We start from the raw sequence: 25,256 nt of genomic DNA, 5'->3' as shown, positions 1-25,256 counted from the left end.
ACACACTGTTGACTTTCTCGACACTGCGTCGATAGCCTAGCTCTCATGACCGAACATGTCGACATTGTCATCGTGGGCGCCGGAATCTCGGGGATCGGCATGGCCTGCCATGTCGCCCGCGACCTGCCGGGCAAGGACCTCGTAGTGCTGGAGGCGCGCGAGCGTATCGGCGGTACCTGGGATCTGTTCCGTTACCCGGGCATCCGTTCCGACTCTGACATGTTCACCCTGGGCTTCAATTTCCGTCCGTGGACGAGCACCAAGGGCATCGCCGACGGAACCTCCATTCGCGAGTACGTCACCGACACTGCCCGCGAGTTCGGCGTGGACAAGAAGATCCGGTTCGGTCACAAGGTCGTCGGCGCCGAGTGGTCCTCCGAGCAGGGGCTCTGGACGGTTCGGGCAGAGCATGAGGGCGAGATCGTCGAGTTCACCACGCGGTTCTTCCTCGCGTGCACCGGCTACTACAACTACGACAAAGGCTTCACGCCGGAGTTCGAGGGTGTCGAGGACTTCACCGGCCAGGTGATCCATCCACAGCATTGGCCCGAGGACCTGGACTACGCCGGCAAGAAGGTCGTTGTGATCGGCAGTGGGGCGACAGCCATGACGCTGGTTCCCGCGATGGCCGGAACCGCGGGGCACGTCACCATGCTGCAGCGTTCACCCACCTATGTGGTGTCGCTGCCCTCTACCGACGCGCTTGCCGTGGCGCTGCAGGGCAAGCTGCCCGCATCGATCGCGTACCCGATCGTGAAGTGGAAGAACCAGATGGTCAGCTTCATCAGCTACCAGACCAGCCGCCGCGACCCGGAGCGCATGAAGGGGATCCTGCGCGCGCTGCTGAAGCGCCAGCTGCCCGATTTTGACCTGGACAAGCACTTCACCCCGAAGTACAACCCGTGGGATCAGCGGTTGTGCGTGGTGCCGGATTCGGATCTGTTCCGCGCCCTACGCAAGGGCACTGCCTCCATAGCCACCGACCGCATCGCGCGGTTCACGCCCAAGGGCATCCTGCTGGAGTCGGGTGAGGAACTCGAGGCCGATATCATCGTGACCGCAACGGGTTTGAATGTTCAGCTGGCCGGTGGGCTCAAGCCTGTGGTGGACGGTGTGCAGGTGAACCCCGCGGATTCGGTGAGCTACAAGGGTTTGATGCTGACCGGTCTGCCGAACTTCATCTTCACCTTCGGGTACACCAACGCCTCGTGGACCCTGCGTGCGGACCTGGTGTCGCAGTACGCCTGCCGCCTGCTCAAGTACATGGACAAAGAGGGCCAGACGGTCGTGTGGCCGGTCGAGCCCCCGACCAGCGAGCGACTGCCGTTCTTGGAGGACTTGGTCTCCGGGTATGTCACCCGCGCGGAGAGTGCGGTGCCGCACCAGGTGCCGCTGGCTCCATGGCGCTCGTACCAGAACTACTTCCGTGAGCTGCCCGTGCTCAAGTACGGGAAGGTCGCCGATAAGGGTGTGCGTTTCAGCAGGGTGAAGTCGTCGCACGGGGAGCCCGTTGCAGTAGGCAGGTAACTCTCTGGGAAATGGCCGGGTGCAGTCAGCGCCCGGCCATTTTTCATAGGTGGATAAGGCTTTCAGGGATCTCGCGAACGGATGGGGTAGAGGTCGATCGGCAGCTGACTCGGAATCAACCCAGTGCAGGCTCGGTATCCGGGGTCGAGGGTCGCGCGCGGATCAGCACGGACAGAACGGCTGCAACGAAGACGATGACGGCGCTGCAGACGAATGCAGTGTGAATGCCGTCAGCGGATGCCGCGACAGTATCGGCTCCGATGGCCGACGCCGAGGCTGAGCGAACCGTCATGACGGTCACGAACAACGAGGTTCCGGCGGCGCCGGCCAATTGCTGCACAGTGCTGACGATCGCGCTGCCGTGGGGATAGAGCTCCTGTGGCAACGAACCGAGGGCCGAGGTGAGTAACGGCGTGAATGCGAGCCCGAACCCGAGGCACAACAGGACATGTGCGACAACAACCCAATCGATCAGGGTGGAGGCGTCAAAGGAAGTCATCACCACCAACGCCAGGGCGGAGACGACCATGCCTGGGATCACTAAGGGGCGTGGGCCGAATCGGTCAAACAACGAACCGACACCGGGCGCAATCAGGCCCATGAACAGGCCACCCGGAAGCAGCGTGAGACCGGCCTGCAGCGTGCTGAGCCCGAGGACGTTCTGAATGTAGAGCGGCAACAGGATGAGCGTTCCAAACAGACCCGCGTTCATGATGAAGACGAGGACGAGGGCGGTGATGAACGGGCGCGAACGGAAGGTCCGCAGGTCGAGCAGCGCTCGGTCGTGCTGCTGGAGCTGCAGTTGGCGCAGAACGAATCCCACGAGCGACACCGAACCAAGAAAAAGCGGAACCCACACGGGAACGATGGCGTTTCCGTTCACTGATTCCCCGACGCTGCTGAGCCCGAATATCAACCCACCGAAGGCGGACGCGGACAACACCACCGATAGTGCATCGAACCGGACAGCCTGCGGTTCGATCACGTTCTGAATCCAGATGGCCCCGAGCCCGAGTGCTACCAGCGCGATGGGCAGCACGAGTAGGAACATCCAACGCCAGTCCAGGGCCGAGAGGATCAGACCGGACAGGGTGGGTCCGACCGCTGGTGCCACCGAAAGCACGATCGTTATCACGCCCATCATGCGGCCGCGGCGGGCGGGCGCGACCACGTTGAGCACCGTCGTCATGAGCAGCGGGATCATGATCGCGGTCCCGCAAGCCTGGACGATCCGGCCGGGCATTAGCAGTCCGAAGCTGGAAGCCGTTGCGGCGATCAGAGTTCCAGCAGAAAACAGGCCCATTGCAGTGAAGAACACGGCGCGGAGCGTGAAGCGCTCGAGCAGGTATCCGGTCACAGGGACAACCACCGCCATGGTGAGCATAAACCCGGTGGTCAGCCACTGCGCCGTACTCGCCGTGATTGCCAGGTCGATCATCAACTGCGGCAGTGCAACTCCCATGATGGTCTCGTTCAACGTGACAACGAACGCGGCACCCACGAGCAGTGCGATAAGTGGGCCGCCCCGTTTGGTGGCGCTCGCCGGGGCGGCGAACTGCGACTGTTCGGTCACTGAATTCCTTCTGGTCGAGGCGCGGAGTGGGCTTTAGTTGGTTGCGTAGGTTGACTGGACGAATCCTCGGCCAGCGTTGCGGTGGTGCGATGTTCGAGCTCGACGTCTTGATCGACGTGTCACCCGAACGGCGCTGCACCCAAGGGTTCACCTGCTGGCCAAACACAACCCGGGTCTTTCGCCTGTTCACCGACTCGCTGGAATGGTGTGTGCGCGCCGTCCTCAAAGGCGACTCGCGGGAGGGCATATCGTGCGTAGCAGCACACCTCGAGCTCGCGCCCCGAGGGTGCGGTGTCCACCGCGTTCCCGACGTGGATGAATCCGGCTCGGGTCAAGACCTGTTGGGACGAGATGTTCTCGATTGCGGTGCGAGCGGTGAGGCGGGCGAGGCCGCTGCGGGAGACGAATTCGGCAGCCAGTTCCATTGCCGCAGTGGCAAAGCCGGAGCCACGGCACTCGGGATGGAGCCAGAACCCGACCTCGGCAGAGTCCTCTGTGACACCAAATAACACTAGGCTGCCGGCGAACTCGTCAGCGGCTGCATTTGCGATGGCGAGGATGGCCAAGTCGCCACGGTCCAACCCAGGCTCCGCGTGTTCCTCGATCATCATCCGGACCGAGGCAGGGGTGTAGTCGGATTCAGGGAGATGCCCGAATGCTTGCACATCTGCATCCGCGGTTCCCTCGGCAAAAGCGGTGGCATCAGCCGGTTGCAACGGGCGCAGGCGCACGCGGTCGTTGAGGAGCGGAAGCAGAGAAGAATCGAGCATGCCACTAAACTAACATAGTTCGGATAGTCTGGTGGAATGAGTTACTGGTCGCACCGCAAACCCATCCGTCGGACCCGTGCCGTCGATGTGAGCTCCGCCGCGCAAGCAGCCGTCGACCTGCTTGATGAAGGTGGACTCCGCGGCCTTACCGTGCGCGCTGTCGCGGCACGTATCGGTGTCGCCCCGCCAAGTCTGTACTCGCGAGTGGAGTCGGTCGACGACCTCTTCGACCTTGCGCTCGACCATGCCCTTGGCGGCGATCCGGACATCTCTAGCGCGGTCGTCGACGCAGAACTGCGGGACCTGATGGTCGCGTACTACCGGCACCTTTTGCGTCACCGGTGGGCGTGCCAGGTCGTCGCGATGAGGGCACCCCGCGGACCCAACTACCTTCGACTATCCGAACGCATATGTGTCCTGCTCGAAGAAGCCGGAACGCCCGACCCTCTCAGCGTGGCCTACGCGTTGTCGAACTATGTCATTGGCAGTGCCGTCACCGTCTTCGTAGCGGACAGCGAACGCGCCACGCCCATCGACCCCGAAATCGCGCCCGTCTATGCCCGCCTTCACAATTGCCATGACGTAGACCCTGAATCCATCCTGACAACCGGCCTCGCTGTGCTGCACGCGCGCGCGAGCGACGATGACGAAGGGTCGTGACAAGCTCAGGTGCCGACGGAAGCTCTCGCGGACGAGATTCTCCGGCAGAACGTCACCACCGCACCTACGCGAGATTTGTCAGGCACGTTCTAGCCGTGTGCTGACCGCTCCCCGCCGGTTGGGGATTCGAGCTGTGGATACGCTGGCGGGGCTGGGTCGATCACTTCTCCTCCGGCTCCTGCCGCAGGTCCTGCTGGCGGATTTCCAGTGGGGCTCTCCAACCCGCCAGGCGCGGTCACGCCGCCGATAAACATGTGTGGTGTGGCTCCGAGGGTGCTCATATCTGCTGGCGGGACAACTCCGCCTTGAATTCCGTAGCGCATGTTTGCGTTGGACAGTATCTGGGCCTGGTTGACCAGTTGGGGGCCGGGTTTGGTTCCAGGCATTGATGTGCTCGTCTGCGAAGGATCGGCAGATACCCCACCGATGTTTACCCCTCGGGTATCGGAAGACGCTGGGGGAAGGGTGGTTTGGAATCCGTATCCCATCCAATATGCCCCAGGGCTAGGCATGGCCGGGCTGCCCGGGATAAATGGTATGCCTGGCGGCTCGGCTCGCGCGGTCAGGTCCCCGATGGGTGTCAACGCCAAAGCGGCTGAGCTGACAGCGCCGAGTCGCCTAAGGACTTTCTTCATCGCGTGCATCGATCCTCTCGCTTCGGGAACCTAGATCTTGATGGGGTCGCCGTAGATGGCGAACGAGGTGTGGCCCACGTCGGTGGAGACGCGCAGGTATGCGTACGAGCGGATGGTGACATCGCCGCCGCACGCGTCGGCCTTGACATGGAGATTGTCTATGCTGAGATTGGCCATGCCGCCTGAGCTCATCGCCATGTTGGTCATCGGGAGATCGACGATGACACCTGGCTGGACGACTGTCTGCACGAAACCCGCAGCGCCTACTGATATTCCAGGGCTAAAGGTTGGCGCGCCGCCTCCGCCGAAGCCGCCACCCAGTGATCCTCCGCCACCAACAGTTCCACCAATGTTGAGTCCCGCCGAGACGTCAGATTGACACCCCAACTGATACCCGAGGATGAACAGGCTGTCGACGACGGGGTTTGAGCCGCCCGTTGCAGTTGCAGTCGCGGTGGCTGTGACGAATGCTTCCCGCGAGTTGGAAGCTGCAGCGAGGTTGGGAACCGAATTTACGACCTCGTCGTGGATTCGAATCTTGAAGTGCCATCCGTCAATTGAAACTTTCTCATAGGATTGCGCTGTCATGGACACGGGCTCCGAGTGGGCTAGCGGATTGTGTAGAATAAGTATAGGCACAGCGGCAAGAGTGATAAACGCGCTTCGTTTGAATTTCATGATGTGCCTTTCATTTACGGCTCAATGAAGGGGATTTGTCTCGCGAGTGCTGATGCCAGGCCACCAATGAATGGTGGCTGTTTGTTTGGTGTTGGGCTGTGAAAACTGACATCATCTGAGTGCCGAAATATTTTGATTTAAAGGAATTTTCTCGTGGCGCACGTGGAATGGCGGAAGTTTCTGCGTAGATGATCGTGGCATAGGTTGGATCTGAAATGAATTGGCTAGAACCGTTTCTCGGCGAGCCAATTGGCGATCTGCTGAGCCGACAACGACACTCCGGAAGGCTCGCCAGGCGTGAGTGATGCGCCAAAGTGTGTGCCGCGGAGCCGAATATGCGTCTTGTCTGTGGCGCCGAGTGCAGCAAACATCGCGCTTGCCTCTACCGGGGTGCACGCTTGGTCGCCAGTGAGTTCGATAAACAAAGTCGGTGCGTGGACATACGGAGCCGACCGGGCGAAGTCGGCGTTGGTGCTTAGGCCGGACCATGTGGATAACCATGCGTCCGCCGTAGTAATTCGGGCGAAACCGTTCAGTCCATAGTTCGTCAGGTCTGGGCGTACACCAAACAATGATCCGTAGGGGCGGTCGTTGGGGTCGATCGTTGGGTCGACGCACGCTAGGTCCGCGTCCGTGCGGTAGACGACAAGGAGCCGAGGTGCTATCGCGCGGCGGCGACTTGCGACAGGGTCTTGTTCAGCCCCTGCTGAGTTTCGATCCGTGAGGATCATGTGCGCCTGCGTGTCGATGTGCGCGATGCGATCTTGTTGAGCCCGTCGGTAGCGTTCGACGAATTCTGCGCGGAACTTGGAGGGTTGCGGCGGAACGGCAAAACCGTTCTCGGGACGATATGGATCGAGTTCGGGGATTACGGACAAGGGGTCTGCTTCGTCCGCCACCGAAGGGTCGATCGTCTTCATTAGCAATGCTCCCTGGCCGCGGTGTGGAGCGAGGAAGATTGCTGCGTCGGGCACGGGCATAGTGGCTACGGCCAACTGTGTGGGCCGTCCGGCCGGCGTCTTTGAGATCCGGTCTTCGGGGTTGAGTGCGGCCTGGTGGTGATAGAACGCAAAAAGCGAACCCCCGCCGGAGTGCCCGAGCGTGATTACTCGGGGGAAGCCGGCCAGTCGGAGGAACACCTGGCCGGCCGCGATGTCCAGCAGCGCTTGTTCGTGGACCAGGGTGATGTCGTTGTTGACGGAGCGTGTTCCCTGCGTCCAGACGGCATAGCCCCTTGCCAGCAGTTCGCCGATGATCGGATGGTGCGTGAGATCCTGTCTCGGATGAGCCAGACAGATAACGTCATTGGCTCCGTCCGTGGTGTGTAGCAGTCCGGTTATCTGCTGGCCATCTTCGGTGCGTAGCTGGTGTACCGATGTATGTGTTTTGTCGGGTAGCAGGCTATCCCGCTTCAGGCGTAGTACCTGGCCTCGGGTGGTGGTCATCGTGGCACCACCACCAACGCGTCGGAATCCCACTGGGAAATACGAGAGTTGAGTGTGCCTGCGACGCACGAATACCAGACGGCATGGCGGCATTTCGTAGCGCGGCGGTCGATGGTGAGGGCGTCGGTCAGCTCGAGCACGACGTACGGACCAATGCGATTTGTCTGGATCTGACCGGTTGAAGCCGCCGTCTCCACGATCGCGTCGTTTTCGGGGACGTCCAAGACCAATAGCGCACTCATTGTGGTGTCACACTTTCTAGCCGAGGCGACCAGTGTGGCGCACGTCTGACGATGAGCTCAGCCTTGCGGTCGAGTAGCGCGGCCATCGTAGGTCTGCCTGCTGCGATGACGTCGAGTAGCGCTTCGATGGTTAGACCGGCATCGAGGTCTTCTTGGGGGGTAACCGGGCGCAGGGCTCGGGTGAATTCGATGAGGTAGCCGTTCGGATCATGGGTGTAGATCGATTCGATCGTTTCGTGTTGAAGACGAAGCTCACATGGCCACGCACTCGCATCTAGGCGTCGTTGGTACTCGGTGAGTTCTTCGTCTCCTGCCACGTGGATGGCAAGATGACGGGACCGGACGAAGAAGAGTGGCACGTCATTGTTGTGAGTGGTGTACGCGTCGCCAAGCGGGCCACGTTCAAATGGCTCAAGTCCAAAGTAGTAGAAGAACGCCAGACGGTCCCCCCGACCGATGTCGAAGAAGAAATGTAGAAAGTCGGGATGTTTCTCTGGGCCCCAACCTGCGGCGCAAATCGAATGCACTACAGGGAAACCCAGTACGTCGCGGTAAAATTGAACTGTCCCTGTCGGGTCAAATGTCGGGTAGGCGACATGATCGACACCGTCGGCAAGATGTCCGTTGATTGGCATGGTCACGTCCTCTCAGACAGTGTGATGGTGGCTTGAGTGGCGAGCAGTTGTCCGGCACCGGGTATCACCGGTGGCAGTGCTAGGCCGCGAAGAATGCTGAATGCTCCTGCGGTGGCAGCGGATATCACGGGGAGCGCGAACTCAGCCTCGGCCTGCTCGATGATCGAAAGCGACGGCATCTGGACGCAGGCGGAAATCACCAGGCAATCCGCTGACGACAGGTCGAGTGACCGCGCTGCCGCCAGCACTCGGTCCCCGGGTATGTGGGCCACCTCGCAGTTATCGGCGACTTCCATTGCGGACCAACCGACTACGTCGAATCCTTCTGCACGAAGGTATTCCACAACCAGCTCGGCGAGCGGGCGCATGTATGGGGTAACGACTGCGATCCGTTTGGACCTCAGGGCATGAAGGGCTTCAACAAGTGCGCCCGCGCTCGATCGGATCAGTGCGGCAGAACCTCCAGTTGCGAGTTGTTCCGCGATCAGCTGTTCCACGCGACGATGTTCACCAGCTCCGGCGGCCATAAGCGCAACCAGGCAGGCGTACAAAATAACGTCAGGATCGGCGTCCGCAACTTCCATCACGCAACGTTCCCGCTGTGTGTTCATTGCTGCGAGCTCCTCCGGTGACACGGTATGCATTCGCATCCGGCTTGCATGGAAAGTGAAGTCACCCGTCGCATGCCGTCCGAGCAGGGCCGGAATCTCGTTCTCTACGGTCACATTTGAGCTTGGTACGACTAGCCCGATTCGGTAGGCCATTTCTTCGAGCTCCTTAAATTGACGTTGGCGTTGATTATTAGACGCATACGATGGCCTGTCAAGCGTTTGGGTGAAACCGGCGACTCGCTTGACTATCTGACTTCTACGTCGAATACTGGACGCGCATGTAATCAAAAGTTTCGGGCTCGGTGGAGGAGAATCGCAGAGTGCAGACAAAGCCGTGGGGCAGTCGCGTTGTCCCATACCCCCAGGCCAGTATTGAGCGATACGTCAGAACGGGCTCCTGGAGCGAGCTGCCGACCGCTGAGCGGTTTCATCAAGTGGCGCTTGAATTTCCTCGGCACGTCGCAGTGGTTGACCAACAGGGCGCGACGACGTATGGCGAGCTTGATCGCCGTACGGACCAGATTGCAGCGGCTCTGATCGATTTGGGGATAAAGCCGTACGACTCCGCGATTTTCCAGGTAACCAATCGGATGGCGGCGGTGCTGGCGTGGTACGGGTTCCTCAAAGCGGGTGCAATCCCAGTAGCCACGCTGGCCTCTCATCGTGAACATGAGATCGGCTACATAAGTAGGAAAGTGGGTGCAACGGCGCATCTTGTTGACTCGGATTTGCCTAAGTTCGATCTAGTTGAGTTCGCGAAGAAGCAGTCCGCCGGCCATCCCTCGATGGGACTTGTCCTGACTATCGGGTCCCGTGCGGTGAGAGGGGTGGAGCGCATCGAGGAACTGGGATCAGGGTATGACCCGGTTGCCGCCCGGATGAAGGTCGCTGTGGTTCAGGCACTGCTATTGCCTTCGGATGTAGCCGTGTTTCAGCTCTCCGGTGGCACCACGGGCGTGCCGAAGGTAATTCCACGTCTGCATGCCGAGTACTGGAACAACGCGCTTTGGTATGCCCAGCGATTGGGCCGGACCGAGCGTACGCGAGTCGCATACCTTGCGCCTCTTGTGCATAACGCGGGAGTCTTGTGTGGCTTGCACGGCGCTCATGCCGTGGGGGCGCGCCTGGTGCTGCCTCCACTCGAGCCAGGCCCTGCTATGAAGTTCATGGCCGCGGAACAGGTGGACGATGTCTTGTTTGGCCCGAGCTCATTTCAATGGCCGGAGCATCCTGAGTATGCGGAGATGGCGCGCTGCCTGAGCTCGGTTGTGTTGTCCGGGACGAAGGTCCCCGGCGCAGTGTTCGATAGGGTACAGCAGATGGGCGGGCGCGTCGGTCAGTTGTTCGGTATGGCCGAAGGGCTCTGTGCGGCAACCGCTCCGGATACTCCTGAATCAATTCGTCGTGATCATGTGGGATTTCCCCTGGCTGAGGAGGACGAGATGCGGATCGTGGATCCGGCCTCCGGTGAGGAGGTTCCGGACGGGCAGATTGGTGAGCTGACGTGTCGTGGTCCTTATACGATTCCCGGCTACTTTGATGCGGCGGATCGTAATCAGCAGGCGTTCACTGATGATGGCTTTTACCGGACAGGGGATTTGGCGAAAGTCGACATGATCGATGGGCGTCGCTATTTGTCCATCGAGGGGCGAATCAAGGACGTAATCAATCGAGGTGGTGAGAAGATCAATGCCGAAGAAGTGGAGCTTTTACTGCTGCGACACCCGGCGATCTCCAGCGCGGCCGTCGTGGCGATGCCGGATCTGCGGCTCGGTGAACGTAGCTGTGCCTACATCGTTACGGGGGATGCCGCGTTGACGTTGGTTGACGTGCAGGAGCACTTCAACTCAATCGGCGTTGCGAAGTTCAAGTGGCCCGAGCGGGTCGAGTGTGTCGATGCGCTGCCGCAGACTTATGTAGGCAAGATTGATAAAAAGGCTCTACGGGAACGAATCTCGGCAGCCATGACCACGGATGTTGAGGCTGAAGGCCGGCGATGATCCGCCGGTGCAGTCGAAATGAGTTACGCGATAGTCGCACCGTAGTTTGGCAGCCCGACATCGTGCCTACGCAAGTATTGGAGAGATTTGTGACACAACCAAATAGGCGTCAGATCATCGTTGGCGTGTCCGCAGCAGCGCTGGCGGTGGCCGCGGGCACTATGGCTGCGTGCTCGTCCTCGGGCGATACGCGCGAGGACGGTGCGGATGGTCAGGCGCCGCCTTTGCCGACCGGTCTCAAAAATGACCTGATGAGGCTGACTGATTCGAAACATATCCTGGGGTGCAGTGTTTCAGCCGTCACTCGTGAGGGCACGGTGTATGTCGACGCGTGGGGTGAGGCGAAGGCGGGGCAACCGATGACGGCGCTGAGCACCATCAACATTGGCTCAGTAAGTAAGACGATTACGGCAACTGCCGTGCTGCAATTGGTGGCGGCGGGACGCATCGGCCTCGATACAGATGTGAACGATGTTCTCGCGGAGAGCAAGGCTTACGGCCCGAGGAGTGTACGCAGCCCCTATTACCCTGATACCTCTATCACCGTCCGGTACTTGCTGGCTCACCTGACGCCGCTGACCACCGGTCCGGAACTGGGTCCTTATGGATATGCTCCTCGCACCGGCCCCGCGCCCGATTCGGGTGAGCTAGGTAGATGGCTGCATGACTTTCTAACGCCCGTACCGCGTGGGTGGACGTACAGCCGTGAAGAGAACTTCACGAAATCGAAGCCCGGACAAGTGCATATGTACTCTGACATCGGGTTTGATTTGGCGGGTTTTCTCGTACACGCAGTGACGGGCCAGCCTTTCGCCGATTACTGCCGCGAGCATGTTTTGCAGCCGGCAGGAATGGTCAATTCTGATTTCGATCGTGATCGAATCCCGGACGGACGGCGGGCATATCCACATGCCTGGTTTGAGAATGGGGTGAAGAAGGGCATGTGGCTCGATTACCGCAACCTGATACCTGCGGGAATTGCCGATGACTACACGGGTCATGCCGAATACTCGCCGTATGCAAGCTGTCTGACACCCGATGGCGGTCTGCGGTCCAACTCGCTTGACTTGGCGCGGTGGGCCCGAGTGTGGCTGGGTAACGGCGTGTTGGATGGTGTTGAGGTGCTTCCGCGCGCCCAGGCGTCGGCGGCGTTGGCGGACCAGGTCTCCCCAGAGATCATGGCGTCGTCGGAGGCTCCTCTGCCGTTCATCTCTCAGGGGTACGCGTGGCACAGACTGCGAGGGGATGCTGATGGGCAGTGGCAACATGCCGGCAGTGAGGTAGGTACTGCTTCGTACGTCAAGATCGACACAGCGCGTGGGGTTGGGGCGGCCATTGTGATGAACACTGAGGTCGCGATTGACGGTGATCCCCGGCCTCAGATGCTGCAACAGCTGATGGACGCAGCTGCCGCGCATTGATTGTTCGAGGTCACCGGTCCTTTATCAGGCCCTCCAGTAGATCCAGGTCTTGCCTTAATAGCGCGATGGCATTTTCAGGTCGATCAGCTTTGATGCTCCGCTTCGACCTGAGGGTCAGGGAGCGTACCGCCATATCCGCGAATTGAGTTGCGGTGTCTTCATCGTCGGGCTTGTTTCCGGGGCCATACCACCAGGCGATCCAGTTGGTCATGCCAATGATTCCGAGAGCCGCAGTGCGAGCATCGACCGGTCTGAATTCCCCGGCACCGATCCCGTCCTGGATTACGGCGGTGAATTCGCTCAGTACTCGCCGACGGCCCTTGTCGTAGAAGCGCGAGATCTCAGGGGGTAGTTCACCTTCTGAGCGAATCAGTAGCCGAAACCGTGCGGGGTCACGCGCCATTCGTAGTGCACTGTCATGCACCATGGCATGAAGGCGTTCCGTCGCGCTTCTGTTCGAATCCGCACTTATCTTGTGCAGCTCGTCGGCGATACCGGCGGTGTTTTGGTCGACCAGCTTGGCAAGTAGGTCGTCCTTGCTGCTCACATAGTGATACAGCGCGGGCCTGGTCAGCCCGGCAGCCTTCGCAATGTCCTGCAATGTGGTCGCAGCGAATCCGCGCTCGGAGAACAGAGCGGTAGCGTGATCGAGGATCTGATTCTCTACTAGTTCGCGACGGGAATTACTCCGCGTCGCCCCAGTTTGGCCGCGTCCGCGGGAACCCGTGCGATCGGTGGTCATAGCCGTAGCCTATGCGCAATGAGCGGGTGGTTACCACGTTCGCTGGTTTCAATGGCGACGTCGATTCTTCCGCTGGCAAGCGCGGCGACCAAGTCGGCGCGCAGTGATGACGGCGCGCTGACCGCCACCATCTTGGTGGTCTGGCGCCGGATATCGTCTCCGATCTCAAGTCGGTCTAGCACGTCGGCGCGCTCGTCGGACCCGTGGAGCCACACCGCTCCACGGCTGTCGAGGCCTGCGCGATGGATATAGTCGCGTCGGTTGTCGGCCCACAGTCCTCCGGAAGACACCGAAAGTGCAAGCGCTGCAACGGTGCCGATATTGGGTTCTTGGCGCGCATCAATGCTGAAGAAGGCGTCTACATCGGTGAACTGCGGACCACACCCAAACCGTCTAGTGGGTGAATGCATCGCGCGATGATGTAGCGGGCGTCCGAGTACCCAGTCACAGGTATCTGCGTGCGAGACGTTGTGGGTGGCGGTGTCTGCATATTGTGCCAATGCGCGCCGCGCAATCTCGGGTGTTGACGTGAGGAAGCGGTCGAGGGACACTTTCCCGGCGCGGGTCATGTAGGCAAGCATTAGTCGCTCTATTGGCATGTCAATCCGCTCGGGAAAAGTCTCCCACCATAATTCGCTTCTGCGGGCGACGTCCTGAAGGTCGGAGACATGTCGGCGTCGGCTGTCGACGTAGTCCCTCAGCGCTTCCGGAAGTGATGTTGCGCGAGCGAGACTGAGGTCCAGCGCGATGGCATCCTCCATCGCAAGTTTGGTTCCGGATCCGATCGAGTAGTGCGCGGTATGCGCAGCATCGCCCAGCAATACTACGTTTTGGTGGTGCCAGGTCTTACACCGGACGGTACGAAACCTTAGCCAGCGGGTCCGATTTCCTACTAGAGACCGCCCGCCGAGGACCTCGCTGAACACTTCCTGCAGGTATGTGAGAGAGCGCTCGTCACTGTCTTGTGGTTCGTCAAATGAGCTGACGGAATCCAAGCCTGCTGTACGCCAGGTATTTTCGTCTGTCTCGATTAGGAACGTGCTTGCGTCGTTCGCGTAGGGGTACGCGTGGACGACGAAGGTTCCGGCGCTCGTGGTGCGTGGCTCGAACACTGCGTGTTCGAGCGCGAAATCGGTGCCGCACCAGAGATACAGTCCGCTGCTGGTTCTCACGTCCGCGCCGAACTCTGATGCGTATCTTTCGCGAGTGGCGCTACTGACGCCGTCGGCGGCGACAATCAAGTCGGCATCTACCTTGTCTGCTAGAACGCGATCGCCAAAATGCAGTCGAACTCCGACCTTTGCAGCCTGGTCCCGCAGCACGCGTAGCAGTTCTGAACGCCCGATGGCGATGGTGCTGAAGTCAGCGAACCTGACGGTATGGGTGCCGGTGCTCATAGCGGCGTCATGTCGCCTACCGACCTTCTCGATAGTTTCAACGGTATCGGGGTCTGCCGTACTTAGGTTCCGCTGTGCTCCTGCCGGTAGCCCGACCCCAAAGCCGAATGTCTCGTCGGGCGAATTCTGTTCATAGACGTCTACTTCCGCGTGTGGGTGGCGGATTTTGAGCAAGCGACCGGCGAACAGTCCGCCGGGTCCGCCGCCGAGGATTGCGATCCGGCTGAGTTTCACTGTGTTGCCCCTACCCATCGTGAATTGACTTGTGTGTCGATTATTCGACGTTTTCGATCAAGATCAAATCTAGGCCCTGTTGACTATTTTGTCGCGCACGTCCAATAATTGACGTACAGGTCACAGCAAGGAGGCATCATGACTATCCCCACAGAGGCAGCGTCGGAGGACGAAGTCGATCGTGCTGCGCAGGTTGTCGACTGGGACAACAGATATGTCATGCATGCGCACCGATGGCCAGGAGGTGGCTCGCTCGGTACTGCGGTCGCGGCGAAAGGTGTATGGCTGACTTTGGATGACGGCACCAAACTTCTTGACCTGCACGGTCAATACATGTCGATGGGCGTTGGGCACAACCATCCTCGAGTGCGGGCGGCACTGCACAAGGCGGTGGACGGTCTCGGTTACTGCGTCGAGCTCTTTGCGCATGAGAACAAGGGGCGGGCTGCCAAGCTACTCATCGAGGACACGATGGAAGGCTCAGACTGGGCAGGCAGGGTGCGGTTTGTTGCCAGCGGCAGTGAGGCTGTGGAGGCAGCTCTCATGGTCGCGCGGATCTATACCGGTCGGCAGGTCGTAGTCACTCGCCAGCTTGCGCAACATGGTTGGACTGCAGGTGCCGCGACGGTGTCGACGTCGGCGATCAACCGCGGCGACTACTTTGACTTGCCTACGGGACAGGTGCGTAATGCCACCGTGCAGCACGCGCCCATCGCGCCGGCGCCGTTCTGTGCGGCCTGTCCGCTGGGTCAGACTCCCGGAACATGTGGCGACTCCGATGGCACGCTGGCTTGCGTGCGGGAAACCGAGCGCACGATCAGGTCTGTTGGCGTGCACAACGTGGCGGCATTCATCACCGAGCTTTACAACGGTGCCGGTGCTTACATCGTGCCACCTCAATATCCCCGTCAGATACGGGAGATGACCGAACGCCTGGGGATCTTGTGGATCGATGACGAAGTGGTTGCGGGGGTCGGGCGCACCGGGAAGTGGTGGGCCTTCCAACACTACGGCGTTACTCCGGACATCGTGGTCGCCGGGAAGGGTCTATCAAGTTCTGCAGCGCCTGTCGGTGCCTGCATCGTCAGTCGCACCATTTCAGATTTCTTCGACACTGGAGTCTGGACCGCTGCAGGCAGTTTCCATGGTCACCCTCTGTCGGTCGCCGCTGTCGCGGCGACATTGGAGGCGATCATCGAAGAGAACCTTGTGGACCGTGCCGCCACTCTCGGCGAGTACGTACGTGCCAGGCTGAGCGAGATGATGGACAAGCACCCAAGTTTCGACTCATTTGAAGGGCGTGGGCTCGGATGGATACTCAATTTCGTCAACCCGGAGTCGAATCGTCAATGGACACCTTCTGATCGGTGGTACGACATTACGGCTGATGGTGAAACCTTCAAGCCGTCCGAGTTTCTCACCGAAGCGTGTGCGGCGCGAGGTGTGCTGCTGTTTCCGTTCTTGCCCAACAGCATGCATCTTGGTCCGGCACTGACGATTACGAAAGAAGAGATGGATATCGGATTGAACGCGCTCGACGACGCGCTGAGTGAGCTGGATACCTGGGCTGGAAGGACGACCGATGGCTGCGCAGGATGATCGGGGATATTCACCGGTGGTACGTGTCGGCGACCATGCATGGGCTTCAGGCGTGGTCGCGTTGGATGATTCGGGGGAAGTAGTTGGCGGCTCTGATACTTACGCTCAGGCCATCGCCGTGTTCGAAGGCGTCGACAACGCACTGAGCGCCGTGAGATTGTCGATCAAGGATGTTGTGCAGACTCGAATATTTCTTGCCCCAGAAGCGGAATGGTCGGGAGCAGCACGTGCGTTTAAAGAGGTATTCGCCACGATTCTTCCTGCAGCGACGATGGTACGGGTTCACTCACTGGCACTCCCGGAACTGCAGATCGAGGTCGAGGTAACTGCAGTCGATCGCGGATAGCCCGCTACGGATCGAGGATCTCCCAGGCGTAGTCCAAGAGGTGAATCTCGAGGTCTGATGGTCTTTCGCGCGCAGGGTGTTTGAAGAGTCCATTGCATTATGCAGGTAATTGCCTGCATAATGATTGGGTGTCTCCATCCGATCCGGATCCTGCTCTCGAGGATGTCTTCAAGGCTCTCGCCGATTCCACTCGGCGTGTGCTGCTGGATCGGCTGCATGAACACAACGGTCAGACCCTGAGTCAGCTGTGCGACGGCGTCGGAATGGCGCGACAGTCAGTGACTCAACATCTAGGTGTACTCGAATCTGCCAACCTGATCAGCACCGTGCGGCGCGGCCGGGAGAAGCTGCACTATCTCAATCCGGTTCCGCTGCATGAGATTCAGGAACGGTGGATCGACAAGTTCGAGCGCCCGCGGCTGCGGGCGCTCAGTGCGATCAAGCGGAGAGCTGAGGAGTCAAACATGTCTCAACCAACTTTCGTCTACACCACCTACATCAACAGCACTCCGGAGAAGGTCTGGCAGGCCATCACGGATCCCGAGCTCAGTGGCCAGTATTGGGGACATGCGAATGTTTCTGACTGGCAACAGGGTTCACGCTGGGAGCATCAGCGAGTGGATGGCTCCGGCATCGCCGATGTGGTGGGCACGGTGGTGGAGGTGGATCCGCCACGCAAACTCGTGACCACGTGGGCCGACCCGGCGGGTGGTGCCGACGGTCCCACCTCCACCGTCACTTTCCTGATTCAGCCGTACCAAGACATCGTGCGGTTGACGGTCACGCATGCCGATCTCGCGAGCCCCACCGAGTACGCACAGGCCAGCGGGGGATGGGCGGCGGTACTGTCAAACCTCAAGTCCTTCTTGGAGACTGGCACCCCGCTGCCGACGGAGCCGTGGATCCAGCCCAGCTGATCCTTACCCGCCCACCGAGATCGGTCCGGTCGCATCTTCGGTTCCGGAGGGTTTCGGCCCAAAGGGTTTCGGCATGGGGCGAGTGCGGATGTTGATGGGCCACCAGAACCAGCGGCCCAGCATGGTGGCTATCGCCGGTGTGAGGAACGATCGCACCACCAGGGTGTCGAAGAGCAGCCCCAGGCCGATGGTGGTACCGATCTGGCCGAGAACACGCAGATCGCTGAAGACGAAGGACGACATCGTCACCGCGAAGACCAATCCGGCGGCGGTGACGACCCCACCGGTGCCGGCGATGGCTCGGATGATGCCCGTCTTCAGTCCGGCGCTGGTTTCTTCCTTGAATCGGGAGATCAATAGCAGGTTGTAGTCAGCCCCGACCGCCAGCAGGATGATCACCGCCAGCGGGAAGATGACCCAGTACAGCGGAATTCCGAAGATGTACTGCCACACCACCACTGACATCCCGAACGATGCTGCCAGTGACAGTGCCACCGTCCCCACGATCACCAGCGCGGCGACTAGGCTGCGCGTCAGGAACATCATGATGAGCAGGATCAGGCCCAGTGAGGCCAGCGCGGCCATCAGCAGGTCGTATTTCTGCCCGTCGGCAATGTCCTTGTATGCCGAGGCTGTTCCGGCCACGTAGATCTTGGCGTCGGCCAGCGGAGTGGCCTTGACGGCATCGAAGGCCGCTTCCTTGATCGCGTCGATGTGCGCGATTCCTTCGGAGGTCTGGGGATCTCCCTGATGGGTGATGATCATCCGCGCGGCCTTGCCGTCCGGGGACATGAATAGCTTCATGCCGCGTTTGAACGCGGGGTTGTCGAACGCCTCCGGAGGGAGATAGAAGGAGTCGTCGTTCTTGGCATCATCGAAGGCCTTGCCCAATTCCGTTGCGGTGCGCGTGGACTCTTCGTTCTGGGTATTGGTGCCGTTGTTGATCGCGTAGTTGGACAGGGTCAGGTCGCGGTTCTTCTCCTGGATGGAGATCTGTGGCGGTATCAGGTCCACAAGTTTGGGCTGTAGCGCGTCGAGCTTGTTGAGGCTTCCGGTGACGGTTTGGAGCGCGTCGACGAGTTCGTCGATACCGTCCAGGGCATCGAAGACGGATCGCAGCGCCGCGCAGAAGGGGATGTCGAAGCAGTGCGGTTCCCAGTAGAAGTAGTTGCGTATGGGCCGGAACTGATCGTCGAAATTGGCGATCTTGTCTCGCAGGTCCTGCGCTACCGCCACGGTCTGCTGGAACCCCTCGGTTTGTTCGTGCGTGATGGCGGCGCTTTGTTTCTGCAGTGCGAGTTGCTGTTTCAGCACACTGATGGTCTGCGTCATCTGGTCGGCCTGTTGTGTGAGATACAGGGCCTGGTTCTGCTGCTGAGAGAGGTTCATCAACTGGCTGGCGCTCGACGCGCTTATTTGAAAGGGAATGGAAGAGTGGGTTATTGGTGTACCGAGGGGTCGGGTGATCGATTGGACCAGAGCGACACCGCGGGCGTGGAGAACGGACTTGGCCACGCGTTCCAGCAGGACCATGCCCGCGGGATTGCGCATGTCGAAATCGGTTTCGATCATGAGAAGTTCGGGGTTCAGCCGGGCGACGGAGAAATGACGTTCGGCCGCGGCATATCCCACGTTGGACGGAACCGAGCTCGGCATGTAGATGCGGCCATCGTAGGTGGTCTTGTACCCCGGTAACGCGAGCAGTCCGACGAGCGTAGCGATGCACGAGACGACGAGAATCGGCCCGGGCCAGCGCACAATCGCCGTGCCAATCCGGCGCCATCCACGGGTGCGCATGGCGCGCTTGGGCTCCATCAGGCCGAAGCGTCCGGCGATCACCAGTACGGCGGGGGCCAGGGTCAGCGCCGCGGCCAGGGTCACCAGCACCCCGAGAGCAGCAGGTACACCAAGGGTTTGGAAGTAGGGCAGTCGTGTGAACGATAGGCAGAACAATGCGCCTGCGACGGTCAGACCCGAGCCGATGATGACGTGAGCGGTCGACTTGTACATCGTCTGGTAGGCGGCCAGACGATCCTCACCGGCCGAACGAGCCTCCTGATAGCGGCCGACGAAAAATATCGCGTAGTCGGTACCTGCCGCGATGGCGAGCATGGTCAAGAGATTCGTCGCATAGGTGGACAGACCTATCAAGCCCGTATGGCCCAGTGCCGCAACGATTCCGCGTGCGGCAGAGAGCTCCACCATGACCGCGACCAGCACCAATAACGTGGTGCCGATTGAGCGATAGACGATCAGCAGCATGATTGCGATCACCGCGAACGTGATGATGGTGACCTGGGCGGCGCCCGCGTTGCCTACCTCGAACTGATCGGTGATGGTGGGGGCCTCGCCGGATACGTAGGCCTTGATCCCGTCGGGGGCAGGTGTATCGGCGATGATGCGGCGCACGGCGTCGACGGACTCGTTGGATAGCGCCTCGCCCTGGTTGCCGGCGACATAGACCTGCACGTATGCGGCCTTGCCGTCCTTGCTTTGTGAACCGCCCGCCGTGATCGGATCGCCCCAGTAGTCGGCGACGTGCTGCACGTGTTCATGGTCATCGTTCAGCCGCTGCACCAAGGTGTTGTAGAACTGATGGGCCTCGGTGCCAAGGGGTTTGTCGCCTTCCAGCACCACCATCGCCGAGCTGTCGGAGTCGAACTCGTTGAACACCTTGCCGATATGTCTCATTGCCAATGTCGAGGGCGCGTCGGCGGCGTTGAGCGGCGCCGATCTTTCCTCACCAACCACTTCAAGCTGGGGGACGGTGGCGTTGGTGACCGCCGCGATCGCCACCCATAACAAGACGATCGGTATGGCGAGCCGGCGGATGATCGTGGCCGCTCGCGAATCCTGGGTGTGATCGGCACTCATGCGGACTTGTCCAGGCAGGTGGTGTAGCCGTTCACGATGGTGACGGTCCTTTCGTCCTTGACGATGCCGTCGACGGTGATGCGGCAGCCGGTTGTGTCACCGGTGCCTTGCGCGCGCAGATCGGCGAAGAGTGTGGGGTCGTTGGTAACCAGCTCGTGTGACCACGGCAGCGGGGCGTTGTCGACGCGATGGGGTTGCGCCATCTCGTCGAGGAAGTTGATGGTTGCGGTGCTCCCGTTCGTGCCAAAGACTTCAAGGAGAACGCGTTTGGGGTTGTAGTTGGTGTTCTCCATGGCCTCGTTGCCGGGGCGGGACAGCTCGATATTCGAACCGAAGACACCGTGTAGCCGCGTAACCCCGAACGCCACCACCGCCACCACGACCGCGGCGACGACGAGCGTCCACCACCGTTTCAGGAGATTCCAGAACCAGCCTTGCACCTGCGCCCACGCCCTCTCGATAGTCCGCGGTACGACTCCTGCAGAACGGTACGGTACCGTACTCTGATGAGTAGTGCAGTGTCAACGGGGTTGACTAAGGATGGCAAGGGGCAACGGGCGTCTCAGTGGACTCCGCGTGAGGCCGAGCTGCTGGCGGTCACTTTGCGTCTGCTGCAGGAGCACGGATACGACCGCCTGTCGGTTGATGAAGTCGCTGCCGAGTCGAAGGCGAGCAAGGCCACGATCTATCGGCGGTGGCCGTCGAAGGCGGAGCTGGTGTTGGCGGCGTTCATCGAGGGAATGCGCGCGCAGTTGGTTCGACCGAACACCGGCTCACTCCGTGAAGACTTGATGCAAATCGGGACCAACGCGCTGGCAGATGTGCGGCGCAACACGCCCATCATGCGCGGTCTGCTGAACGAGATCGAGCGAAGTCCCGCCTTGACCAAGGCATTTCGGACGAAGTTTGTTGATCAGCGCAAGTCGTTGATTGACGACGTGCTTTCCGCTGCTGTCGAACGAGGAGAGATCGATGCGGCTGCCGTCAACGAGGAACTCTGGGATCTGTTGCCCGGGTACCTCGTGTTCCGCTCGTTACTGCCAGTGAGGTCGCCGACAGCCGAAACCGTCCGGACGCTCGTGAACGAAGTCATCATGCCCAGCCTGACCCGGAAGCTCTAGAGTTCCGATATCGAGTTGTGGTGGGGGTATCCATTCGGTGGTGCCGTCTTTGCGTTTTCGGGTGGTCCAGCCGTGGCCTAGGAGGCGGTGGTGTGGTGCGCAGGCGAGGGTGAGGTTGTCGATGTCGGTGGGTCCGCCCTGGGCCCATTCGGTGAGGTGGTGGACCTCGCAGAGATATCCGGGCACCGAACATCCGGGGTGGGTGCAGCCACGATCCTGTGCGTGCAACACGATCCGCTGATCCGGTGAGGCGATCCGCTTGGCACGTCCCAAATACAGGGGGCGCCCGTCGTCATCGACGATGCTCAGGTAGTGGTGAGCATGCGATGCCATGCGGATCAGATCCCGCATGGGCAGGCGGGTGCCGGCGCCGGTGATCGCGATCCCTGCGGCGTTTTCGATATCAGACAGTGTTGTCGACACGATGACCGTCACGGGTAGGCCGTGGTGTGAACCCAATTCCCCGGACGCCAATGTGGATCGCAGGCACGCCCGCAACGCGTCGTGGTTGCGTTGCGCGCTGCTGCGGGTGTCGTGCTCGACAGCGTCGGGTGACGGCTCACCATCCACCAGGGGTGTTTGATCGGCCGGGTTACACATACCGGGGGCGGCCAGTTTCGTAAACACCGCATCCAGATAGGCCCGGGTCTCCGGATCCAACAAACCCGAGATGGGTGACATGCCGTCAAAACCTTGTTGTCCGATGCTCACCCCGCGGCGCCGGGCCCGATCCACATCCGAGAACTCTCCGTCCGGATTCAACAGCGCCATCATCCGGTCGGCGCCGGTGCGCAACTGTTCGGGCCGAAACTGGCACGCCATCGCCGCCAGCTGCGCCTCGGCCGCTTGGCGGGTCGGGGCATCGACCACCACCGGCAACCGGTCAAAGAACTGCCGAACGATCCGGACATGTTCCTCACCGATATCGCCGCGCCCCAACGCCTCGGCGGTGCGCGGTAGTTGAGGTTCAAGCACCTCACCAGTCAACGCCCGCCGCGGCGCCAACTGCTGCGCATCGGCGATCCGGCGCCGCGCCGCACCCCTACTGATATGCAACCGCCGCGACAACACATCCGCATGCGACGTCCCACCCAACTCCACCGGAGAGGCCTGCCGCACCAACTGCGCAATGCCGGTAAGTGACGCAGAGGTGAGCCGCCGTTGCACCACTTCCACCCGCGCCAACACCGCCAGCAACTCAGCGTTCGAGAGTCCATCCAAAGTGTCAGCGCACACGGAATCAACCGCCGCCTCCAACACCTCAATCGAACCCATGTTCGAATCATATAGACACCCACCGACAAGTAGCCGGGCGATGTTGCTCCAGAAGCTCTTGTGGCAGAAGGGATTTATGGGCCGCGCGCTGCGCCCGAATGGCAGTCGGTGCCTACCTGTAGGTTGAACTCGTGGACGCGACGATTTACCACAACCCCAGATGCACAAAGTCCCGTCAGGCGCTGACACGTCTCGAGGAAGCGGGTGCCAACGTCACCGTGGTGAAGTACCTCGATGACGTGCCTACCAAGGCCCAGCTGAAAAAGCTGATCAAGGACGCGGGCCTGACGGTGCGGCAGGCGGTGCGCACAGGTGAGGCCGAGTACAAGGATTTGAGCCTCGCCGACGCATCCGATGATGCCTTGCTCGACGCAATGGTCGCGCACCCTCGTTTGATTCAGCGTCCATTTGTGGTGACCGCCAAGGGCACTCGGATGGCACGCCCGACCGAAGCGGTCGACGAGATCCTCTAGCCCGGTCCGGTCAGGACGGCTTGCGCGATTTTGCGGAACGCCGAGACAAGGCGCCCTCGATCGTCAGCACGCGTGGCCAGGACTACGTGACTCGGCTCCACCCCGTCAAGCGGGATGGCCACGATATCGGGGCGAATCGTGTTGCCGTGCGCGCCCGCCGACAAGGAAATGGCCTGGCCCGACGCAATAACCTCGAACTTGTCCTCCAGGGCGTCGATGACGGGTCCATCGGGTGCGAGACTGCCGTCGGGTCGCGGTTCCACGCGCCAGTAGGCACTCCATGACGGGTCGGCATCGCGTATGCGTGGCATCGGTTCGTTGGCGATATCGGCCAAGATTAGCGAGTCACGTTGGGACAGAGGATGATCTGATGGCAGAAGTACGACCCGTGGCTCGTCGTACAAGATCGTGACGTGCAACTGATCGGTGGGAAACGGTAGCCGTGCCACCACGGCGTCGACTCGATGGTCCAGCAGCGCAGCCCGTGCTTCGTCCCATTTCAGGTGTGTCGCACGGACTTCGGCATCTGGATGCTTCTGGCGCATCTGCCGCACGGCGGGTGTCACGATGAGCCCCATCGAGTATCCGACGGTGAGGTGGCTGGGCTGTGCGGCAGCCCGCGCATGCGCAGCGGCCTGATCCGCTGATCGAAGCAGTGCCTTCGCCTTGGGGAGGAATACCTCTCCGGCTTCGGTCAGTTTGGTGCCTTGTGGGGTGCGATCGAGCAGCCGCACACCGAGCTGTTGTTCCAGCCTGCTGACCTGGCGGCTCAACGATGGCTGCGCGACACGCAGCTCGGTGGCGGCCCGGCCGAAGTGCCGGTGCTCGGCCACCGCGGTGAAATACCGGACCAGACGCAGATCCAGGTCCAGCGGGGCGGTGTCTGCCATACCCAGATGGTATGCCTATCAGAAGTACCGAAACTGAAAACTACCACTATGAAATGCAGTGATGCCTGATTGGTATTGCTCAATGAGTAATCGGTCTTGGACGCAAGGTTGCGGTGTGCGCAGGCTTGAAGAGCATCCACTACCGAGACTTTCAGGAGTACATCATGCGCGTATTCGTCACCGGCGCCAGCGGCTTTGTCGGTTCGGCCGTCGTTCGTGAACTCATCGACTTCGGGCATCAGGTGACCGGTCTGGCCCGCACCGACTCGTCTGCCGTCAAACTCGCTGCTGCCGGAGCGCAGGTGCATCGCTGTTCCCTCGGCGATCTCGACAGCCTCCGGGCCGGTGCCGCCGCGGCCGACGGCGTTGCGCACCTGGCCTTCGTGCATGACTTCGAGAACTACGTCGAGGCGGCCAACATTGATAGGAGTGCCATCGCAGCGATCGGCGAGGTGCTGGCCGGGACCGGGCGGCCCTTCGTCGTCACCTCTGGCCTGGCGGGGTTTGGGCTGGGCCGTCCGCTGACGGAGGAGGATGCCGCAGCGCCGGAATCCCCGCGAGTTTCCGAGGAGGCGCTGGTCCTTGCCGACCGCGGCGTGCGGGTCTCTGCCGTGCGACTGGCGCCCTCGGTGCACGGGGAGGGGGACCACGGGTTCGTGCCACGTCTCATCGAAATCGCCCGCGCGAAAGGCGTTTCGGCGTATCCCGGCGATGGGTCCAACAGGTGGCCCGCCGTGCATCGCCTGGATGCCGCTCAGCTGTTCCGCCTTGCCCTGGAAAACGCCCCGGCGGGTGCGCGGTTGCACGGCGTCGCCGAGGGCGGCATCCCGGTGCGCGATATTGCCGAAGTCATCGGGCGCCATCTGGGGTTGCCGGTCGAATCTGTGCCCGTCGAGCAGGCGTTTGACCATTTCGGTTGGCTGGGTGGGTTTTTCGCCTTGGATCTGCCGGCGTCAAGCACGCTCACCCAAGAACGCCTGGACTGGCATCCGGTGCACCCCGGGCTCATCGCGGACCTGGAGAAGGGGCACTACTTCGATGAGTGATGCCATCAGCTCGGCGCGCCGAGCGCTGGCAGCGCTGTCCTGATTCCGAGCACATCTGGCACGTAGCGGCCGGTTCCCTGGGCCACAGGTTGGCACGATAGGGCATATGACTCCAGAATCTGCCAACGATGGACTCACTGGTGCG

23 protein-coding genes are annotated in these 25,256 nt (G+C 61.0%); 10 read left to right on the top strand and 13 right to left on the bottom strand.

All coding sequences use genetic code 11. The features are described from left to right. Positions 1–45 precede the first annotated feature (45 nt). On the top strand, positions 46–1,527 hold the full coding sequence (locus tag BKG76_RS05390; protein WP_070936536.1) for a flavin-containing monooxygenase: 1,482 nt from the start codon (positions 46–48) through the stop codon (positions 1,525–1,527). A 115-nt stretch (positions 1,528–1,642) separates the two neighbouring features. On the opposite strand, the gene BKG76_RS05385 is transcribed toward BKG76_RS05390, so the two are convergent. Further along, entirely contained in the window at positions 1,643–3,100 is a 1,458-nt protein-coding gene (locus BKG76_RS05385) for an MDR family MFS transporter (RefSeq protein ID WP_070936535.1), read from the bottom strand. Between the two features lie 119 nt (positions 3,101–3,219). Continuing rightward, complete coding sequence (locus BKG76_RS05380; RefSeq protein ID WP_070936534.1) at positions 3,220–3,870, bottom strand: GNAT family N-acetyltransferase; 651 nt, start codon at positions 3,868–3,870, stop codon at positions 3,220–3,222. A gap of 36 nt (positions 3,871–3,906) precedes the next feature. Between BKG76_RS05380 and BKG76_RS05375 the strand changes: the two genes are divergently transcribed. Continuing rightward, positions 3,907–4,530, top strand: a complete 624-nt coding sequence (locus BKG76_RS05375; protein ID WP_083337916.1) for a TetR/AcrR family transcriptional regulator — start codon at positions 3,907–3,909, stop codon at positions 4,528–4,530. A gap of 665 nt (positions 4,531–5,195) precedes the next feature. Here BKG76_RS05375 and BKG76_RS05370 read toward each other — a convergent pair. The 5 genes from BKG76_RS05370 to BKG76_RS05350 form a co-directional block, all read right to left on the bottom strand. Then, positions 5,196–5,753: an MspA family porin gene (locus BKG76_RS05370; protein ID WP_083337915.1), complete on the bottom strand. Its 558-nt coding sequence runs from the start codon at positions 5,751–5,753 to the stop codon at positions 5,196–5,198. Between the two features lie 314 nt (positions 5,754–6,067). Beyond that, entirely contained in the window at positions 6,068–7,288 is a 1,221-nt protein-coding gene (locus BKG76_RS05365) for an alpha/beta hydrolase (protein ID WP_070936533.1), read from the bottom strand. Next, positions 7,285–7,530, bottom strand: a complete 246-nt coding sequence (locus tag BKG76_RS05360; RefSeq protein ID WP_070936532.1) for a hypothetical protein — start codon at positions 7,528–7,530, stop codon at positions 7,285–7,287. The genes BKG76_RS05365 and BKG76_RS05360 overlap by 4 nt, the downstream gene beginning before the upstream one ends. After that, positions 7,527–8,165 (bottom strand): VOC family protein, encoded by a 639-nt coding sequence (locus tag BKG76_RS05355; RefSeq protein WP_070936531.1) that lies wholly within the window; start codon positions 8,163–8,165, stop codon positions 7,527–7,529. The genes BKG76_RS05360 and BKG76_RS05355 overlap by 4 nt, the downstream gene beginning before the upstream one ends. Before the next feature lie 2 nt (positions 8,166–8,167). Further along, the gene (locus tag BKG76_RS05350; protein ID WP_070936530.1) at positions 8,168–8,929 is read right to left on the bottom strand and encodes a maleate cis-trans isomerase family protein; all 762 of its coding nucleotides are present in this window, start codon (positions 8,927–8,929) and stop codon (positions 8,168–8,170) included. A gap of 281 nt (positions 8,930–9,210) precedes the next feature. Here BKG76_RS05350 and BKG76_RS05345 point away from each other — a divergent pair, with 281 nt between their 5' ends. Both BKG76_RS05345 and BKG76_RS05340 read left to right on the top strand, forming a co-directional pair. Further along, positions 9,211–10,776 carry an AMP-binding protein gene (locus BKG76_RS05345; protein WP_236737525.1) on the top strand — a complete coding sequence of 522 codons (1,566 nt, stop codon included), beginning with the start codon at positions 9,211–9,213 and terminating at the stop codon, positions 10,774–10,776. A 224-nt stretch (positions 10,777–11,000) separates the two neighbouring features. Next, on the top strand, positions 11,001–12,197 hold the full coding sequence (locus BKG76_RS05340; RefSeq protein ID WP_165611482.1) for a serine hydrolase domain-containing protein: 1,197 nt from the start codon (positions 11,001–11,003) through the stop codon (positions 12,195–12,197). A gap of 10 nt (positions 12,198–12,207) precedes the next feature. On the opposite strand, the gene BKG76_RS05335 is transcribed toward BKG76_RS05340, so the two are convergent. Both BKG76_RS05335 and BKG76_RS05330 read right to left on the bottom strand, forming a co-directional pair. Further along, entirely contained in the window at positions 12,208–12,939 is a 732-nt protein-coding gene (locus BKG76_RS05335) for a TetR/AcrR family transcriptional regulator (RefSeq protein ID WP_070936527.1), read from the bottom strand. After that, positions 12,936–14,570, bottom strand: a complete 1,635-nt coding sequence (locus BKG76_RS05330; RefSeq protein ID WP_070936889.1) for an FAD-dependent monooxygenase — start codon at positions 14,568–14,570, stop codon at positions 12,936–12,938. The genes BKG76_RS05335 and BKG76_RS05330 overlap by 4 nt, the downstream gene beginning before the upstream one ends. Positions 14,571–14,708: 138 nt before the next feature. Between BKG76_RS05330 and BKG76_RS05325 the strand changes: the two genes are divergently transcribed. The 3 genes from BKG76_RS05325 to BKG76_RS05315 all read left to right on the top strand — a co-directional run bounded on the left by BKG76_RS05325 (position 14,709) and on the right by BKG76_RS05315 (position 17,432). Continuing rightward, positions 14,709–16,169 (top strand): class-III pyridoxal-phosphate-dependent aminotransferase, encoded by a 1,461-nt coding sequence (locus BKG76_RS05325; RefSeq protein ID WP_070936526.1) that lies wholly within the window; start codon positions 14,709–14,711, stop codon positions 16,167–16,169. After that, positions 16,153–16,515, top strand: coding sequence for a Rid family hydrolase (locus BKG76_RS05320; protein ID WP_070936525.1), 363 nt, complete (start codon positions 16,153–16,155; stop codon positions 16,513–16,515). Before BKG76_RS05325 ends, BKG76_RS05320 begins: the two co-directional genes overlap by 17 nt. A 128-nt stretch (positions 16,516–16,643) precedes the next feature. After that, the gene (locus BKG76_RS05315; RefSeq protein WP_070936524.1) at positions 16,644–17,432 is read left to right on the top strand and encodes an ArsR/SmtB family transcription factor; all 789 of its coding nucleotides are present in this window, start codon (positions 16,644–16,646) and stop codon (positions 17,430–17,432) included. A gap of 3 nt (positions 17,433–17,435) precedes the next feature. Here BKG76_RS05315 and BKG76_RS05310 read toward each other — a convergent pair whose 3' ends face one another. Together BKG76_RS05310 and BKG76_RS05305 are read right to left on the bottom strand one after the other, a co-directional pair. Next, positions 17,436–20,306, bottom strand: a complete 2,871-nt coding sequence (locus BKG76_RS05310; protein WP_070936523.1) for an MMPL/RND family transporter — start codon at positions 20,304–20,306, stop codon at positions 17,436–17,438. Continuing rightward, positions 20,303–20,746 (bottom strand): MmpS family transport accessory protein, encoded by a 444-nt coding sequence (locus BKG76_RS05305; protein ID WP_070936522.1) that lies wholly within the window; start codon positions 20,744–20,746, stop codon positions 20,303–20,305. The genes BKG76_RS05310 and BKG76_RS05305 overlap by 4 nt, the downstream gene beginning before the upstream one ends. A 66-nt stretch (positions 20,747–20,812) precedes the next feature. Here BKG76_RS05305 and BKG76_RS05300 point away from each other — a divergent pair, with 66 nt between their 5' ends. Beyond that, on the top strand, positions 20,813–21,427 hold the full coding sequence (locus tag BKG76_RS05300; RefSeq protein ID WP_070936521.1) for a TetR/AcrR family transcriptional regulator: 615 nt from the start codon (positions 20,813–20,815) through the stop codon (positions 21,425–21,427). Here the strand turns inward: BKG76_RS05300 and BKG76_RS05295 are convergent. Continuing rightward, positions 21,341–22,702, bottom strand: coding sequence for an HNH endonuclease signature motif containing protein (locus tag BKG76_RS05295; RefSeq protein WP_070936520.1), 1,362 nt, complete (start codon positions 22,700–22,702; stop codon positions 21,341–21,343). The two genes, BKG76_RS05300 and BKG76_RS05295, sit on opposite strands and share 87 nt — an antisense overlap. 131 nt (positions 22,703–22,833) lie before the next feature. Here BKG76_RS05295 and arsC point away from each other — a divergent pair, with 131 nt between their 5' ends. Next, complete coding sequence (gene arsC / locus BKG76_RS05290) at positions 22,834–23,175, top strand: arsenate reductase (glutaredoxin) (RefSeq protein ID WP_070936519.1); 342 nt, start codon at positions 22,834–22,836, stop codon at positions 23,173–23,175. Here arsC and BKG76_RS05285 read toward each other — a convergent pair. Further along, positions 23,172–24,065 (bottom strand): LysR family transcriptional regulator, encoded by an 894-nt coding sequence (locus tag BKG76_RS05285; protein ID WP_070936518.1) that lies wholly within the window; start codon positions 24,063–24,065, stop codon positions 23,172–23,174. The two genes, arsC and BKG76_RS05285, sit on opposite strands and share 4 nt — an antisense overlap. A gap of 164 nt (positions 24,066–24,229) precedes the next feature. Between BKG76_RS05285 and BKG76_RS05280 the strand changes: the two genes are divergently transcribed. After that, the gene (locus tag BKG76_RS05280) at positions 24,230–25,111 is read left to right on the top strand and encodes an SDR family oxidoreductase (protein ID WP_070936888.1); all 882 of its coding nucleotides are present in this window, start codon (positions 24,230–24,232) and stop codon (positions 25,109–25,111) included. Positions 25,112–25,256: the final 145 nt, after the last annotated feature.

The organism is Mycobacteroides franklinii (assembly GCF_001853795.1).
Classification (GTDB): Bacteria; Actinomycetota; Actinomycetes; order Mycobacteriales; family Mycobacteriaceae; genus Mycobacterium; species Mycobacterium franklinii.
The sequence above is the reverse complement of the archived record's forward strand: the minus strand, read 5'-3'. Positions and strand labels throughout refer to the sequence as shown.

Bases quoted from the DNA above. Each gene is read 5' to 3' on its own strand.
- BKG76_RS05390 (WP_070936536.1), top strand. From the start codon at position 46: ATGACCGAACATGTCGACATTGTCATCGTGGGCGCCGGAATCTCGGGG.
- BKG76_RS05380 (WP_070936534.1), bottom strand. From the start codon at position 3,870: ATGCTCGATTCTTCTCTGCTTCCGCTCCTCAACGACCGCGTGCGCCTG.
- BKG76_RS05375 (WP_083337916.1), top strand. From the start codon at position 3,907: ATGAGTTACTGGTCGCACCGCAAACCCATCCGTCGGACCCGTGCCGTC.
- BKG76_RS05370 (WP_083337915.1), bottom strand. From the start codon at position 5,753: ATGACAGCGCAATCCTATGAGAAAGTTTCAATTGACGGATGGCACTTC.
- BKG76_RS05365 (WP_070936533.1), bottom strand. From the start codon at position 7,288: ATGACCACCACCCGAGGCCAGGTACTACGCCTGAAGCGGGATAGCCTG.
- BKG76_RS05360 (WP_070936532.1), bottom strand. From the start codon at position 7,530: ATGAGTGCGCTATTGGTCTTGGACGTCCCCGAAAACGACGCGATCGTG.
- BKG76_RS05355 (WP_070936531.1), bottom strand. From the start codon at position 8,165: ATGCCAATCAACGGACATCTTGCCGACGGTGTCGATCATGTCGCCTAC.
- BKG76_RS05350 (WP_070936530.1), bottom strand. From the start codon at position 8,929: ATGGCCTACCGAATCGGGCTAGTCGTACCAAGCTCAAATGTGACCGTA.
- BKG76_RS05335 (WP_070936527.1), bottom strand. From the start codon at position 12,939: ATGACCACCGATCGCACGGGTTCCCGCGGACGCGGCCAAACTGGGGCG.
- BKG76_RS05325 (WP_070936526.1), top strand. From the start codon at position 14,709: ATGACTATCCCCACAGAGGCAGCGTCGGAGGACGAAGTCGATCGTGCT.
- BKG76_RS05320 (WP_070936525.1), top strand. From the start codon at position 16,153: ATGGCTGCGCAGGATGATCGGGGATATTCACCGGTGGTACGTGTCGGC.
- BKG76_RS05310 (WP_070936523.1), bottom strand. From the start codon at position 20,306: ATGAGTGCCGATCACACCCAGGATTCGCGAGCGGCCACGATCATCCGC.
- BKG76_RS05300 (WP_070936521.1), top strand. From the start codon at position 20,813: ATGAGTAGTGCAGTGTCAACGGGGTTGACTAAGGATGGCAAGGGGCAA.
- BKG76_RS05295 (WP_070936520.1), bottom strand. From the start codon at position 22,702: ATGGGTTCGATTGAGGTGTTGGAGGCGGCGGTTGATTCCGTGTGCGCT.
- BKG76_RS05285 (WP_070936518.1), bottom strand. From the start codon at position 24,065: ATGGCAGACACCGCCCCGCTGGACCTGGATCTGCGTCTGGTCCGGTAT.
- BKG76_RS05280 (WP_070936888.1), top strand. From the start codon at position 24,230: ATGCGCGTATTCGTCACCGGCGCCAGCGGCTTTGTCGGTTCGGCCGTC.